Raw genomic sequence first — 15,439 nt, 5'->3', positions numbered from 1 at the left:
GCGTGCCGGACTGAGAGAAGGCACACATGCCGAAACGCAAAGCAAAGGGCGGGTTCAAACCCGCAAGCAACTACATCCCCAAGGATTCTTCCGGCCGAGGCGAGCGCCCCGCTCGTGCTGGCGGAGGCGCAGGTGCCAATGGCAACCCGCGCTGGGCGAGTGAGAACCGCCGAGACGGTGCGGCAGGCGACGATCGCCGTGGCAGCTACGGCGGGCGCGACGACCGTCGCGGCTCCGGGACTTCAGGCGGCGGCGAGCGCGGCTCGTACCGCGGCGACGACCGTCGCCCGAACGGTGCTCGCGGCGACGACCGCCGCGGTGGCTACGGGGGACGCAACGACGAACGTGGCGGCTACTCGGGTGGCGATGACCGCCGTGGTGGCTACCGCGACCGCAACGATGACCGCCGCGGTGGGTACGACGCCGGCGGTCGCGCAGACTCCTTCGACAGGGCCCGCGACAACTCGCGCAGCTCCGACCAGAGCCGTCCGCGCGGGGACGACCGCTACAGCACTCGGCGCGGCGCCCCGTCGCGCGGCGGTGCCCCTGCCCGCGGCGGCGCTCGTGGTCGTGACGCCCAGTTCGGCGACCGCAACGAGCGCATCGACCGTCACCACCACGACGCACTGCGCCAGTCGCACGGCCGCCAGCCAGCTGCCGGCTCCCGCGGCGACCGCAGCGCCAAGCACTTCGACCCGACGGCGCGCGGCGCGAACCAGCCGCAGCGCGGGGCCATCCAGGACTACCGCAGCCACAGCCAGTCGGCTGCCGGCCGCGCGCCCTCGCACGACGAGGACCGCGTGCTCGAGCGCCTCGCCCCGACCGCGGTTGGTGCCAAGAACGCCGACGGCCTGAGCTTCGGCGACCTCGGCCTCGGCGCCAACATCGTCGACGCGTTGGCTGAGCTCGGGGCGCCGAGCCCGTTCCCCATCCAGGCATCAACGATCCCGGATGCGATCCAGGGTCGCGACGTCCTCGGCCGTGGCCGCACGGGCAGCGGCAAGACGATCGCCTTCGGCGCTGCCCTCGTGCAGCGACTCAGCGTCGCCCGCGGCCGTGACGCCGACGCCAGCAAGCGCAAGATCGGGCGTGCACCGCGCGCGCTCATCGTCGCGCCGACCCGCGAGCTCGCTCTGCAGATCGACCGCACGATCCAGCCGATCGCCCGCAGCGTCGGACTCTTCACGACCCAGGTCTACGGTGGCGTGCCCCAGCAGCGGCAGGTGACTGCCCTCGGGCGCGGCGTCGACATCGTCATCGGCACGCCTGGCCGCATCGAGGATCTCGAGCGTCAGGGCTTCCTGCGCCTGGACCAGGTCGAGATCACGGTGCTTGACGAAGCCGACCAGATGTGCGACCTCGGTTTCCTCGAGCCCGTGCAGCGCATCCTGCGGATGACGATGCCGGGCGGGCAGCGCCTGCTGTTCTCGGCCACGCTCGACGCTGCCGTGCAGCGCCTCGTGACCGAGTTCCTCAAGAAGCCCTCGGTGCACGAGGTTGCGGGCGAGGAAGAGCAGCACACGGACATCGACCACAGCGTGCTGGTCGTCGAGCGCGACGACAAGCGCGCCGTCATCGAGCAGCTCGCGGGCTCCGGCGGGCGCGTGCTCATCTTCACGAAGACGCGCGTTGCCGCGGAAGGCCTCGCCACTGAGCTGTCGATGGCCGGAGTACCGGCGGCAGCCCTCCACGGCGACCTCACGCAGGGGCGGCGCACGCACAACCTGCGCCTGCTCACGAGCGGCAAGGTGAACGTACTCGTCGCGACTGACGTCGCGGCGCGTGGCATCCACGTCGACGACATCCGGCTTGTCATCCAGTCGGACATGCCGGAGGAGTACAAGTCGTACCTGCACCGCTCGGGTCGTACGGGTCGCGCGGGTCAGCGCGGCACGGTCGTCACCGTCATCCCGAAGCAGCGTCGTCGGCGCATGTCCGAGCTGCTTGAGCGCGCGGAGATCGAAGCGCCCATGATCCCGGCCCGCCCGGGCGGGGCCGAGCTCGACGCCTTCATGGCCTACGTCGACTAAGCACCCCAGCACCAGGTGGGCTGTCGATGCCCCTCGGAACGGAGGAAACTCCGTCCCGAGGGGCATCTCTCATCTCGCGCGCACTCGGAACGTTGATGATCACGGCGTACCGTTGCGCGCATGAGCGAACAGCAGGCGAACGACCCGCAGGCGCGGGCAGACCAGGCGAGCGCGGGCGAAGACGTGGCAGCGAACGGCGAGGGGTCAGGTGCCGAGACCGCCAGTGAGGCGAGCGCTTCACGCATCAGCTCCGAGCAGCTGGCCAATGAGCGTGCGAACGGCGACGGCAACCTCTTCCCGGACGCGGGCTCCCTCTTCGAGCCGGAGCACGTCGACACCCCGGACGAGCTCGAGGCCGAGGTCGAGGAAGCGGAGAAGCACGACAAGCGCTTCGCCAGCGGCCCGGACGAGTGGGGTGTCGCCGAGAGCAACTTCGGGCAGAACACCACCGAGTAGCTTCCCGCCTGGCTTCGCCGCCCGGCGTGGCGCGGCACTGCACGGCACGGCACGGCACGGCCCGGCGTGGCGCGGCACTGCTTAGCGCGGCAAGGCCCTCTGTCTCGGGATGGGTTCCTCACTTCCAGATGGGTTGCAACCCATCCCGAGATGAGGAACCCATCCCGAGACTTGGGGTGGATGCGCGGACGCTGGGCGCGAATGCTCGGCGACGGAGGCTTGGGGCGGATGCTCGGCGGCGGGTGCTCAGCCCAGGATGCTCGGCGCGAGCAGGGCGGCGGCCGTCGCAGCCCACGCGATGGGCATGAGGGCCCAATCGGCGGCGTCCGTGCGCAGAACGTGGCGTTCGGTGCGGGTCGGGGCGAAGCCGAACGCGCGCGCATCCATGGACAGGGCGACCCTGTCGGCGTGCCGGAGCGCCCCGGCGAGCAGGGGGATCGCGACGTCGAGCTGCGAACGCACCCATGCGAGGAGCCCTCGCCCACGATCGATGCCGCGCACGCGGCGGGCGGCGCGGATCACCTCGAGCTCCGATTGGAACCTCGGCACGAAGCGGAACGCCGCCATCGCCGCGTAGCCGAAGCGGTATGGCACACGCAGGTGCTGCACAAGCGAGCGCACGAAGTCGTCGCCGGCCGTCGCGATGCCGCCGACCAGCGAGAGCAGCACGATCGCGACGAGGCGCAGCGCGGTGCCGAGGCCAGTCGCCCACGCGGCCACCGTGAACGGGCGGCCGGCGAGCTCGAAGATGGTTGCCGTCCCGTCGAGGCCGAGTGCGGCGAGGAGCGGTGTCGCGCTCGCCGTCTCGCCCGCGACGTTGGGGTCGACCCAGACCCCGAGCGTGACCGAAAGCACCGCCACGACGGCGGGAACCCCGAGAATCAGCAGCAGCGTGCCGCGCGCCGTCATGCGGGCTCCGCTCGCGATGGCGGCGCCGCAGAGCAGGATCAGTACCGCGGGGCTGAGCGCGTCTCGGACGACGAACATCGCGATGATCGCGGGCAGCGTCGCCGCGATCTTCACGAGCGGCGTGCGCCGGTGCAGCCAGGGGAGGCGTTCGGCTCGCGAACGCTCCACGCTGGGACGCGAGACGAGTGCGTTGCCTGCGGCGCTCACGACGCGTCACTCCCGTGCAGGGATGCCTGCCGTTCGAGCGCCGCTTGCAGCTGGGCCAGCGAGGTCACGCCGCGCAGCCAATCCTGTCTGGCGTCTGCGAGCGCGCGGGCGAGTGGTGGAAGCCCCAGTCCCGCGGACTCGAGGGCACCGGATGCTATGACCTCGCTCACCTCGCCGTGAGCTGCGATCGTCCCTCCCTCAAGGACAGTCAGGTGCGTCGCGAGCTCCGTGACGAGCTGCAGGTCGTGGGTCGCGAGCACCAGGGTCGCCCCATCGCGGTGCAGCTCGCGGAGCAGCACAACGAGCTCGTCGGCGCGCGCCTTGTCCTGGCCGAAGGTCGGCTCGTCGAGCACCAGCACGTCGGCACCATCGAGCAACGCGGCGGCGACCGTGAGGCGCCGCTTCTGGCCGCCTGACAGGAGGAAAGGATGGCGGTCGGCGTGCTCGGCAAGCCCGAAGCGCTCGAGCATGTCGTCGACTCGGGCCCGTGCATCTGTCACCCCCCGTCCGATCTCGAACGCGAGCTCGTCGCGCACCGTGTGCGTGAGGAACTGGTGCTCCGGGTTCTGGAAGACGTAGCCGACGCGGGCGCGCAGGGCGCCGGCACGCAGCCGAGCGGTGTCCTGCCCGTCGAGGAGGACGGCGCCACGCGGCGCGCGGCGCACTCCGGCGAGCGCCTGGAGGAGGGTCGACTTGCCGGCCCCGTTGTGCCCGACGACGGCTGTGATGGTGCCGGGGCTGATGCTCAGCGAGACCGGACCAAGCACCCGAGTTCGGTCCCGGGTGACGGTCAGGTCTCGGGCTTCGAGGCGGGGTGTGAGCCGCTGCTGCTCCAGGGGCGCCTCTGTGGGTCGAGCGGTCAACTTCGGTGACAGCTCGGGGTTCACGGGGGCGCCCGGGGCCAGTTCCGTTGGAGTTGTCACCGAAGTTGGCGCTGGCTCGCGGACTCGAGCGGCCTGCGGCTGCGCAGGCGGATGCACGTGCTGAAGGCGCTGCGTGAGCTCGCGCCCGAGCAGCGGCAGGGGGGCAGCGCCGAGATCCCAGCCTGCACGGGACACGAGCGCCGCGGCCTCGTGCGCCACGGGGAACCACACGCCGAGCTCGCGGAGCCGCTGCTCGTTCTGCCCGAAGACCTCGCGGGGCGAGCCGTCGAGGACGAGCCGCCCGTCGGAGTCGAGGACGATGACGCGCGTCGCGATCGTGAGGGCCTCGTCGAGGTCGTGCTCGATGAGCAGGAGGCCGTGAGTTCCCGCCCGCACAAGCTCGCCGAGCGCCAGGTAGATGGCGTGCTTCGCCGCCTGGTCCAAGTTCGCGGTCGGCTCGTCGAGCACAAGAAGGCGCGAGCCCATCGCGAGGGCGCTCGCGATCGCGAGGCGCTGCCTGCCCCCGCCGGAGAGCACGTCGGGGGAGTCGTCGCGTCGCGCCCACAGGCCGAGCTGAGCGAGCGAGGCCTCGGCGCGAGCCTCGATCTCCTCGACGGGGAGACGCAGGTTCTCCGGGCCGAAGGCGACCTCGTCGAAGACCTGCCCCGTCACTATTTGCGCGTCCGCATCCTGAAAGACCATGGCGACGTGCTGGCCGGCCGCGGCGACGTCGAGTTCTGCGACGTCACGCCAAGCGTCGCTCGGTTCCGGTTCCCAATTGGCTGCGGCCTCGGCTCCGCCGCTCGCGAGCAGCACCCTCCCGGTCACCTCGGCCCCGAGCGACTGCGGGATGAGTCCGTTCAGCGCCCTTGCGAGCGTCGACTTGCCGCACCCGGAGGGGCCGAGGAGCAGCACCGCTTCGCCGCGCGAGATCGTGAAGGAGACGTCGTCCGGGCGCGGAGCGGTGGCGTCGAAGTGGGTGACGGAAAGGTGCTCGACCCGAAGGAGCGGGGCCGTCACCTGCGCGCTCTGCGGTCTTCCGCGAGGCGCAGGTCTCGGCCGATCCCGGCGCGTTCGAGCTGCTTCGCGAGCCATACGGCGAGCATCGTGCACAGCGGCGGGGAGATGAAGAAGCTTCCGATGAGCAGCACTGTGCCGAGGAGGTCGTAGTCGCCGCCGCCGAGGATACGGAACGCCGCGGCTGTCATGACCAGCCCAGCGAAGCCCGAGCCGACGAGGAACAGCCACGCGGGCCAGCGTCGGTAGCGCACGACGAGGAACGGGAGTTCCTGCAGGACGCCGATGCCGACGCCGATGAGGAACGCGCCGAACGCGATCGGCTGGAACGGGCTCGCCACGAGACCTGCGAGCGCCGAGGTGAAGAGGCCAACCCACGGTCGGCGGAACAGGGCCTGCGCGAGGGCACCAGGAATGAAGTAGAGGCCGATTGTGAGTCCGTACACGAGCGGCAGCAGGTTGGAGACGGCGCCGCCGATATAGGCGTTGACGGTGAACACCACGCCGCCTGCGACGCCGATCGCTGCACAGCTCATGAGCAGACGAGTGCTGACGTTTCTCATTGGGCTCCACGCCTTCCCTCAGCGGGACACGGTCCCGCTGGGGTCACGGGCTCGTGCAAGTCTACAAAATGTAGAGCGAGCCGCGCGACACGGCCCAGGGATTGATAGCCTGGATGTTCGCGGTTGCCAGGGTGACGTTCCCCTCGGTACTTCCGCGACAAGAATTGGAGCAGCACAATGCCAGGAACTCGCACTCGAGCACGGGGTGAGCTTGAACTCGTCGTGCTGCGGCTCCTGTGGGCCGCAGACGAGCCGCTCACCGCACGCGAGATCCAGGACCGCTTCCCGGGCCGGGTCCCCGCATCCACGACCATCCTCACTGCTCTCGACCGGCTGCGGACGAAGGGAGACGTGACTCGCGTCGGCCACGAGCAGCGCGGCATCCGCTTCGCTGCGACGCAGACCGAGGCCGAGCACGCCTCACGGGCCATGCTCAACGCGCTCAAGACGATCGACGGCCGCGAGGCCGCCCTGTTGAAGTTCGCCGGCAACCTCGACGCGCGAGACGCTGACCTCCTGCGTGCGGCCCTCCAGCGCACGCCTGTCGCGGCGCCCGAGGCCGCAGCGGCCAGCTAGTCGGAGCCGGACTGGGCTCTACCATGGCTCTAAGAGGGCGTTCGGGTTTCCTGCCCGGACGCGAGTGATCCGACATGTGGATCATCCCTGCGCTCGCCTGCCTCGCGTTCGCCGTCTTCACCATGCTCGCGGCGCCCTCGCTGCTGACGCGCGGCACGTGGCAGGTGCGACACCCGCAACTCGCGCTCGGGCTCTGGCACGGGGCTGTCCTTGGCGGCTCGCTTGCGCTGCTCGCGGCCGTCGCGCTCTCGGTCGTCGCGGTGCTCAACTGGGAGCATGACGAGGGCAGCTGGCTGAGCGGATTCGAGATCGCCCTTGCCTCCGTCTTCGCGAGCGCTGGGCTCATCGCCATGTTCGGCTGGGGGTTCATCATCACGCGCCGCTCCGGCCGCGCGTTTGCCGACGGCAGGCGCGCGAATGACGAGCTTCGGGATGCGGCGCGCGTGCTTTCGTACCGAGACGAGCGCATCGGCGGCGCGCTCGTGCGCTTCGTCGAGTCCCCGTCGCCGCACGCGCTCGCGGCGGCCGGCCCCTCGCCGGTTGTCATCGTCTCGAGCGGGCTCGAAGAACTGCTCACGCGCCAGCAGCTGGAGGCGGTTGTCGCCCACGAGCGCTGTCACCTGGTGCGGTTCCACGCGCTTGCGCAGCGGCTCGCGGAGGTCAACGAAGCCTGCCTGCCGAGGTACGCGGGCGCGAAGAACCTGTCGCGCGCGACGGCTCTGCTCATCGAGCTCATCGCCGACGACGCGGCCGCGGAACAGGCTGGCGCGGACGCGCTGGCCGGCGCGCTCGACGCTCTTGCTGGGGCTGGGGCTGGGGCTGGGGCTGGGGCAGGGGCAGGCGCTGACGGCGACGGCGACGGCGTCCTCGTGCAGCGCGCGCGGAGGCTCCGCACTCGCGCTATCGGCGATACGCAGCCGCTGCGTGGCGGCGCGGGAGCTGAGACGGACGCTCCGGCGCTCGGCGACTGAGCGACGAGCGGGATGCGTGTTTCGTGCACCGTGCGCTCGCCGCGAAACTGGACGCGCATCCAGCTGTTCGAATCCGTTCTGTGACGGGATGCCCCTGGCTGGGGAGCCGTGACGTGGGAGGCTTAAGCCATGCCTGACTCCACTCCGTCCGAAGAACCGCGCCCCGGCTACGACGTGCCGCGCGATGCCGAGCCGGAGCGATCGCTCACCCCAACGCGGGTCTCGCGCCTGCGCAGGCTCACGCTACTCCTTGCGCTGATGATCGCGGCGGGTGCGCTCGCCAATTGGCAGCAGGAGTCGGAGTTCCGTTCGGCCAGCGTGCTGAGCTTCGTGATCTCCCTCGTCGTCATCGTGGTCGGCTACGGGGCTATCTGGAAGGTGCTCGGGTCGCCGAACCGGAAGCGAGCCGAGGGCGCGCGCACTGCGGGCAGCATCCTTTCCGTGTTTGCCGTCACCGGCCTCCTGCTCACGGGCGTGCTCGCGGTGACCGGGGCGAGCGGGACGGGCGCTGTCCAGTTGGTCGTCGGCCTCGGGACCGCCGTCGTCGGCGCGATCTGGCTCCATGCGGCCTGGCGTCGTCTTCCCGCCGCGCCGACGGGGCTCCTCGACTGATGCGTTCTCGGCAACCGCGGCCTCTGCGCGCGGCCCGGCCTCTGCGCACGAACCGGAGTCTCTGCACGCAACGTCGGAGGCTCCCTCTAGCCTTGGGGGCATGATCTCGTCAGCGCGTGGCAGCGAACTCTGGCAGCGGCTCCAGGGCATCGACGCCGAGCACCCGATCGACTGGCAGCGACCGGGCCCATCTCGTCGAGCCCTCCGCACCGATATTGTCGTGGCGCTTGTCGCGGTTGCCCTCATGGCCTTCTCGAACTGGGCTGTGCTCGAGTTGCGCAAGGGCGCAGATCCGGCCGAGGTTGGCGCCATCCTCCACGACAACGACCCGGCCATGGCCCTCGTGGGCATGTTCCTGGTGCCGGCAATGTACGGCGTCGCCATCGCGCTGCGTCGCCGCTTCCCGCTGTGGATGCTCGTGCTCAGCACAGTCGCGTTCGTCTCGGCATACGCGTTCACGTACCTCGACACGATCGTCACGCAGATCGGCTACTTCCTGCTGATCTTCACGGCGGGGGCCTGGAGCAATCAGCGGGTCATGGTGACGCTGCTCCGCGTCGCCATCACGGTTGGCATGATCGTTTGGGCAGTCGTCGACTCGTTCACGCGGGCGACGCTCGTCTTCACGTTCTCGGACGGCAGCGACAGTGAGAACTGGATCTCGAGCGTCTTCGGCGCCTACACGCTGCTCATCAACGTCCTCTACTTCATCGGCGCGTTTTGGTTCGGCAACTCCGACTACCGGCGTGCGGAGCAGCGGGCAGCGCTCGAGGAGCGCACCCGAGAGCTCGAGGAGTACACGGCGGCTCTTGCAGACGAGCGGCGTCTCGTGGAGGAGCAGGCGATCCGTCTCGACCGCGTCCGCATCGCGCGCGAGCTCCACGACGTCGTCGCGCACCACGTGTCCCTCATGGGGTTGCAGGCGGCCGCGGCGCGGCGCACGGCAGAGACCTCGCCGGAGAAGTCCCAGCAGGCGCTCCTCGGCGTCGAGCAGAGCGCCCGCGTCGCCATCGAGGAGCTCCACTCGCTCTTGACGACGCTGCGCAGCGCGGATGCGGACGCGTCCGACGGCGAGCAGCTCGCTGACGACGGTGCCCCCGGGGCTTCTTCGGGCGCCTCCGCCCCTTCGACGCACACGATCGAGCAGGTGCCAGCGCTCATCGAGGAGCTCCGTGGGGCTGGCATGCGGGTCGAATTCAACACGTTCGGGGAGCCCCGGCAGGTTTCCCCGCTCACCGGCGTCGCCGTCTACCGCGTGCTCCAGGAAGCGCTCACCAACACGCGCAAGCACGCCGGGGCAGAGGCACCAGCCGACGTGCGGCTGCGCTACCTCGACAGTGGGCTCGAGCTCGACGTGACCGACGACGGGCCGGCCTCGCTTGTGCACGCTGCCGCGGCGCGGCGCGAGAACGGCTCTGGCGGCCTCGGCCTCGTCGGCATGCGCGAGCGAGCGCGAGCCGCTGGCGGAGATGTCACAACGAGCAAGCGCAGCGGCGGCGGGTTCCGCGTGCTGCTCCGAGTGCCTTACGAGCGGCAGGCCTGAGGCGTGACGTCAAGACCCAGCACCGAACGGCCAACTCCCGGTAACCTCGCCCCGATACGGTCACGAGAACGACACCGCACCGGCGGGTGCCAAAGGAGGCCAAGTGTCTGAACAGATCCGCGTCGTGCTGGTCGACGACCACCAGCTCGTGCGCATGGGCTTCAAGCTGATCCTAGAGTCCGAGCCGGACATCGTCGTCGTCGGCGAGGCCACCGACGGCCGTGAGGCAGTCTCGGTTGTCGACGAGCTGCGCCCAGACCTCGTCTGCATGGATGTGCAGATGCCCGTGCTCGACGGTATCGCCGCGACACGAGAGATCATGCAGCTCGAAGGTGTCGCTCCGCGCGTGCTCATGCTGACGACGTTCCGCGACGAGGCAGCCGTGCGCGATTCGCTCCGCGCTGGGGCAAGCGGTTTTGTGCTCAAGAACTCGCCGCCGGAGACGCTCGTCGAGGCCGTGCGGGTTGTCCACTCGGGCGACGCGCTCCTCGACCCGCAGGTGACACGCGGCGTCATCGCTGGCATGCTCCACGACGCACCAGAGGCGAGCTCGCCCGAGCTGGCCGATGCCGCGCAAGCCGAAGCCGACGCGCCGACGGCAGCCGAGCATCCGGCGCTCGCGAACCTGACCGACCGCGAGGGCGAGGTGCTTGCCCTCATCGCCGAAGGGCTCAGCAACGCCGACATCGCGTCCCGCCTCTTCGTGTCTGAGGCGACCGTCAAGACGCACGTCTCCAACCTGCTCGCGAAGATCGGAGTGCGCGACCGCATCCACGCCGTGATCTTCGCCTACAACGTCGGGGTCGTCGCCCCCGTCGAGTAGCCCACTCACCCGAGCGGATGAACGGGCCAGCCGACGAGTTCCGTCGCACGGCCGATCCATCCACGCCCCGACCTCCGTAGCGTCTTCTTCATACCCAGAGACGGTGCGGCGGGGGGCGTCGCGCGAGACAGGAGGGGTGATGCTCGAGATCCAGAACATCTCCAAGACCTACGGCGACCGCAAGGTGCTCGACAACGTGAGCTTCTCCGTCGAGCCGGGCAAGCTCACGGGCTTCGTCGGCGGCAACGGAGCAGGCAAGACCACCACGATGCGCACGATCCTCGGCGTCGTCAAGCCGGACTCCGGCGTCGTGACGATCGACGGCTGGCCGGTTGTTGTCACCGACAGGGCCCGCTTCGGGTACATGCCGGAGGAGCGCGGCCTGTACCCGAAGATGAAGGTCAAGGAGCAGGTCACCTACTTCGCGGAGCTGCACGGGCTCAGCGCGAGGGAGGCGGCCAAGAACGCCGACCGCTTCCTCGACGACCTCGGCCTCACCGAACGCATCAACGACAACGTCGAGGACCTCTCGCTCGGCAACCAGCAGCGCGCGCAGATCGCCGCGTCGCTGGCGCACGAGCCCGAGATGCTCATCCTCGACGAGCCGTTCTCCGGCCTCGACCCGCTCGCGGTTGAGGTGGTGCTCGAGACACTGCAGGGCTTCGCCGCTCGCGGAGTCCCTGTGCTGTTCTCCAGCCACCAGCTCGACGTCGTCGAACGCCTCAGCGACAACCTCGTCATCATCTCGGGCGGCGCGATCAGGGCGAGCGGCGACCGGCACGAACTGCAGGAGCGGCACTCGGAGGGCATGCACCGCATCTCCCTCGCGGGCGACGCTGGCTGGCTGCGCGACGAGCCGGGTATCAAGGTGCTCGAGTTCGACCGGGGCGACGCGATCTTCGTCGCCGACTCGGGGGAGACCGCCCAGCGCATCCTCCGCACGGCCCTCGACCGGGGCCCCGTCTTCGGCTTCGGCCGCCACATCGTGAAGCTCTCCGACATCTACCGGGAGGTCGTCGCATGACGAACACACAGGAAGCCAAGGCCCCGCAGCGCTCGTCAGCAGGTGCGGCGCCCCGCCAGAGGCAGTTCGGCCTCAGCTCCGCGAAGGGCATCCAGCTCATCGCGAAGCGCGAGATCCTCGTGCAGGCCCGCTCGCGCGCCCAGCAGATCTCGTTCCTCATCACCCTGCTGCTCGTCGCGGGTGGAATCGGCGCGGTTGCCCTGTTCGGCGACGCGATCGGGGGCGGCGCGACGAAGGTCGCGACGGTCTCCGGCACCCAATCGGTCGCCTCCGCGGCCGGCCTCGAGACGACCGAAGCCGCATCCGCCGAGGAAGCAGCCCAGCTCGTGCGCGACGGGGCCGTCGAATACGCGGTGCTGACGCCGGCGGATGCGCGGGGGCTTGAACTCTTCACGGGCGACGGACAGCCAGCGAGCGACCTTGGCGACAGCCAGTTTGTGCTTGTCGGCCTCGAGGGCGTGCCCACCGAGGATTCGATGGCGCTCGCCCAGGTGCCGCCGTCGTTTTCGCTCGAGGCCCCAGAGGTGAACCCCGCGCTCGGCTACATTATGGCGGTCGCGTTCGGCGTGCTCTACTTCATGGCTGCCATGGGCTACGCCTACACAATCGCGCAGAGCGTCGTCGAGGAGAAGCAGTCGCGCATCGTCGAGATCCTGCTCTCGACGGTCACGCCCCGCGTCATCATGGCTGGCAAGGTCATCGGCAACAGCATCCTCGCGCTCATCCAGGTCGCGGCGATCCTCGCGGCGGCGGCCATAGCGCTCGCGGCGACAGGTCAGGGGGCGCTGTTCTCGCTGATCGGGCCCGGATTCATCTGGTTCCTCGTGCTGTTCGTCTTCGGGTTCGTGCTCATCGCGACGCTCTACGCGGGAGCATCCGCCATGGTCTCGCGGCAGGAGGAGGTGGGCAGCGTCACGACGCCGCTCATGATGCTCATGCTGATCCCGTACATGCTCGTGATCCTCTTCAACAGCAACGCGCTGCTCATGACGATCCTCAGCTACATCCCGTTCTCCGCGACGATCGCGATGCCGCTGCGCGTGGTGCTGGGCCAGGCGGAATGGTGGGAGCCGATCCTCGCCCTCGTGATCCTCATCGCGACGAGCGCGGTCTCGATCATGATCGGCGCGCGAATCTACGAGAACTCAATCCTCCGGATCGGCGGCCGAGTGAAGCTCAGCGACGCCCTGAAGGGCTAGGCGAGCGCACCGCACCGACCGTTTCCGGCGCATCTCTAGCGGGTCAAGCTAACGCTTGGCCCGCTGAGTTGTATGAAGTGTGCAATTCGGAAGCGTGAGGCGTGCGGGATTCTCGTGCCCTCCTACCGGGAAATGGCGAGTGTCGGTGGCCAGTCCTAGCGTGGATGCATCCCCAAACGTTGCAAAGGAGCATCCGTGTCTGACATCAGCATCAACGATCCGGAACTCGACGAGCCGGTTGCTCTCGAGCAGAGCCGCATCGATGTCGGCTGGCTGTCGCAGCAGCTGCTCGGCACCTGGCCGGAGGAGCGCCTGCGGGCCAGGGCCAACTCGGCCAGGCCGGAACTGTGGCGCGACCCGGCCCTCGCGATGCCCGAGCACCGCGACCGCGTCATGGGCCAGCTGCGCATCCTCGTGGAGGAGGGCGCCGTCAACCTGGCCTTCCCGAAACGCCTCGGCGGTGGCGAGAACCACGGCGGCAACATCGCCGCGTTCGAGGAGCTCGTGGTCGCCGACCCAAGCCTCCAGATCAAGGCTGGCGTGCAGTGGGGGCTCTTCGGCTCGGCCGTCATGCACCTCGGCACGGAGTACCACCACGACACGTTCCTGCCTGGCATCATGAGCCTCGAAGTGCCGGGCGTCTACGCCATGACTGAGACGGGCCATGGCTCCGACGTCGCCTCGATTGGTACGACGGCGACGTACGACCAGGGCGCGCAGGAGTGGGTCATCAACACCCCGTTCCGCGGCGCCTGGAAGGACTATCTCGGCAACGCGGCTCTGCACGGCAAGGCGGCAGTTGTCTTCGCACAGCTCATCACGAAGAACGTCAAGCACGGAGTGCACGCTTTCTACGTCCCGATCCGTGACGACGAAGGCCGGTTCCTGCCGGGCATCGGCGGCGAGGACGACGGCGTCAAGGGGGGCCTCAACGGCATCGACAACGGGCGCCTGCACTTCACCGAGGTGCGCGTGCCCCGCCGCAACCTGCTCAACCGCTACGGCGACGTGGCCGAAGACGGCACCTACACTTCGCCCATCAAGAGCCCTGGCCGCCGCTTCTTCACGATGCTCGGCACGCTGGTCCAGGGCCGGGTGTCGCTTGACGGCGCCTCGGTGGCCGCCTCGAAGATCGCGCTCAAGATCGCCGTCACGTACGCCAACGAACGCCGGCAGTTCGCGGGCGGCGACGGCGAGGAGACGGTGCTGCTCGACTACGGGATGCACCAGAAACGACTCATCCCGCGCCTCGCGACGACCTACGCGCTGAGCTTCGCCCACGAGAACCTGCTGAAGCAGTTCCACGGCGTCTTCTCGGGCGAGCTCGACACCCCCGAGAACCGCGAAGACCTGGAGACGCTCGCCGCGGCGCTCAAGCCGCTCTCCACCTGGCACGGCATCAACACGCTCCAGGAGGCGCGCGAGGCCTGCGGCGGCGCCGGCTTCCTCGCAGAGAACCGCATCACGCAGCTGCGACACGACCTCGACATCTACACGACCTTCGAGGGCGACAACCACGTGCTGCTGCAACTCGTCGGCAAGCGCCTCCTGAGCGACTACGCCGAGCAGTTCAAGGGCGCCGACCGCGGCGAGGTCACGCGCATCATCGCCGAGCAGACCGCCGAACGCGTGTTCTCGGGTTCCGGCCTCCGCGGCATCGGCCAGATCGTCATCGACCGGGGCAGCCGGGCCCGCTCGGTCGGCTGGCTGCGCCAGCCCGCGACTCAGCACGAACTGCTCACGGCGCGAGTCGAGACACTCGTATCCGAAGTAGCGGCGAAGCTGCGCAACGCGAAGAAGTTGTCCAAGCCAGAGGCGGCGGCGCTCTTCAACCGCAACCAACCGACGCTCATCGAAGCGGCGAGGGCACACGGCCAGCTGCTGCAGTGGGAAGCCTTCACGGACGCCATCTCGGGCATGCCGGAGGGCAAGACCAGGCAGGTGCTCACCTGGCTGCGTGACCTCTTCGGCCTCGGCCTCATCGAGGAGAACCTGGCCTGGTACCTCATGTCCGGTCGTCTCTCCGTCCCGCGCGCGCAGGCCGTCTCCGCCTACAGGGAACGGCTCATCGCGCGGCTCCGCCCGCACGCCGCCGACCTTGTCGACGCGTTCGGCTACGGACCGGAGCACATCCGCGCATCCATTGCCTCCGGTGCCGAGCGTGAACGCCAGGACGAGGCGCGCGCGTACATGCGCGCGCAACGGGAGTCTGGCAACGCCCCCATCGAGGAGAAGGCGATGCAGGCGGAGGAGAAGCTCAAGCAGCAGAAGGCGGGTGCAAACGCCTGACTCGAAGGCGTCGTGGCCCGCTCAGCTGCGGACGAGAGTCGAGGTGATGAAGTAGTTGCCGGACTGCGCGCTGTAAGCGAGTGTGTCGGGGCCCAAAGCCTCGAGGGTGATCGAGACGTTGTCGAAGCAGTCGTTCTCGCTCCCCATGCGCTCGACCACGACGATGCGGTCCGAGGTACGGCTGGTCTGCGACCAGGTTCCCGTACATGGCAGTTCTGGGTAGGTTGCGGTGGCTGTCATGACGCCGTCTACGTCGGAGATCGTGACGGTGAGCGAATACGCGTGTCGGTCGCCTGAGATCTGCCCCACTCAGGTTCCGGAGTAGCTGGGGGCCTGAGCTGGCGGCGGAACGGCAGA

Annotated in this window: 14 protein-coding genes; 10 read left to right on the top strand and 4 right to left on the bottom strand. The window is 69.3% G+C overall.

What is annotated here, in order from left to right; all coding sequences use genetic code 11:
- Positions 1-26 precede the first annotated feature (26 nt).
- Together FHX72_RS16870 and FHX72_RS16865 are read left to right on the top strand one after the other, a co-directional pair.
- Positions 27-2,030, top strand: a complete 2,004-nt coding sequence (locus tag FHX72_RS16870; RefSeq protein WP_183626619.1) for a DEAD/DEAH box helicase — start codon at positions 27-29, stop codon at positions 2,028-2,030.
- A 120-nt stretch (positions 2,031-2,150) separates the two neighbouring features.
- Positions 2,151-2,486 carry a hypothetical protein gene (locus FHX72_RS16865; protein ID WP_183626617.1) on the top strand — a complete coding sequence of 112 codons (336 nt, stop codon included), beginning with the start codon at positions 2,151-2,153 and terminating at the stop codon, positions 2,484-2,486.
- Between the two features lie 246 nt (positions 2,487-2,732).
- On the opposite strand, the gene FHX72_RS16860 is transcribed toward FHX72_RS16865, so the two are convergent.
- Genes FHX72_RS16860 through FHX72_RS16850 form a run of 3 tightly spaced genes read right to left on the bottom strand, consistent with a single transcriptional unit; the run spans position 2,733 to position 6,018 of the window.
- Positions 2,733-3,602 (bottom strand): energy-coupling factor transporter transmembrane component T, encoded by an 870-nt coding sequence (locus FHX72_RS16860; RefSeq protein WP_068495091.1) that lies wholly within the window; start codon positions 3,600-3,602, stop codon positions 2,733-2,735.
- The gene (locus FHX72_RS16855; RefSeq protein ID WP_338110163.1) at positions 3,599-5,485 is read right to left on the bottom strand and encodes an ABC transporter ATP-binding protein; all 1,887 of its coding nucleotides are present in this window, start codon (positions 5,483-5,485) and stop codon (positions 3,599-3,601) included. The genes FHX72_RS16860 and FHX72_RS16855 overlap by 4 nt, the downstream gene beginning before the upstream one ends.
- On the bottom strand, positions 5,482-6,018 hold the full coding sequence (locus FHX72_RS16850; RefSeq protein WP_167350005.1) for an ECF transporter S component: 537 nt from the start codon (positions 6,016-6,018) through the stop codon (positions 5,482-5,484). Before FHX72_RS16850 ends, FHX72_RS16855 begins: the two co-directional genes overlap by 4 nt.
- A 204-nt stretch (positions 6,019-6,222) precedes the next feature.
- Here FHX72_RS16850 and FHX72_RS16845 point away from each other — a divergent pair, with 204 nt between their 5' ends.
- From FHX72_RS16845 to FHX72_RS16810, 8 genes are all read left to right on the top strand, one after another.
- Positions 6,223-6,621 (top strand): BlaI/MecI/CopY family transcriptional regulator, encoded by a 399-nt coding sequence (locus tag FHX72_RS16845; protein ID WP_068484033.1) that lies wholly within the window; start codon positions 6,223-6,225, stop codon positions 6,619-6,621.
- 74 nt (positions 6,622-6,695) lie between these two features.
- A complete protein-coding gene (locus tag FHX72_RS16840) occupies positions 6,696-7,592 on the top strand; it encodes a M48 family metalloprotease (protein WP_183626613.1) in 897 nt (298 codons plus the stop codon).
- Positions 7,593-7,721: 129 nt separating this feature from the next.
- The gene (locus tag FHX72_RS16835) at positions 7,722-8,204 is read left to right on the top strand and encodes a hypothetical protein (RefSeq protein WP_183626611.1); all 483 of its coding nucleotides are present in this window, start codon (positions 7,722-7,724) and stop codon (positions 8,202-8,204) included.
- Between the two features lie 100 nt (positions 8,205-8,304).
- Positions 8,305-9,747, top strand: a complete 1,443-nt coding sequence (locus FHX72_RS16830; protein ID WP_183626609.1) for a sensor histidine kinase — start codon at positions 8,305-8,307, stop codon at positions 9,745-9,747.
- Between the two features lie 103 nt (positions 9,748-9,850).
- Positions 9,851-10,570 carry a response regulator gene (locus FHX72_RS16825; RefSeq protein WP_068476709.1) on the top strand — a complete coding sequence of 240 codons (720 nt, stop codon included), beginning with the start codon at positions 9,851-9,853 and terminating at the stop codon, positions 10,568-10,570.
- Between the two features lie 139 nt (positions 10,571-10,709).
- A complete protein-coding gene (locus tag FHX72_RS16820; protein ID WP_183626607.1) occupies positions 10,710-11,594 on the top strand; it encodes an ABC transporter ATP-binding protein in 885 nt (294 codons plus the stop codon).
- Positions 11,591-12,793, top strand: a complete 1,203-nt coding sequence (locus FHX72_RS16815) for an ABC transporter permease (RefSeq protein WP_183626605.1) — start codon at positions 11,591-11,593, stop codon at positions 12,791-12,793. Before FHX72_RS16820 ends, FHX72_RS16815 begins: the two co-directional genes overlap by 4 nt.
- 195 nt (positions 12,794-12,988) lie before the next feature.
- A complete protein-coding gene (locus FHX72_RS16810; protein WP_377604760.1) occupies positions 12,989-15,082 on the top strand; it encodes an acyl-CoA dehydrogenase family protein in 2,094 nt (697 codons plus the stop codon).
- A 21-nt stretch (positions 15,083-15,103) separates the two neighbouring features.
- Here the strand turns inward: FHX72_RS16810 and FHX72_RS16805 are convergent, their stop codons facing one another.
- Positions 15,104-15,391, bottom strand: coding sequence for a hypothetical protein (locus FHX72_RS16805; RefSeq protein ID WP_183626603.1), 288 nt, complete (start codon positions 15,389-15,391; stop codon positions 15,104-15,106).
- Between the last annotated feature and the right edge of the window lie 48 nt (positions 15,392-15,439).

The organism is Pseudoclavibacter helvolus (assembly GCF_014191305.1).
Lineage (GTDB): Bacteria > Actinomycetota > Actinomycetes > Actinomycetales > Microbacteriaceae > Pseudoclavibacter > Pseudoclavibacter helvolus.
This window is presented reverse-complemented; position numbering and strand designations above follow the sequence as displayed.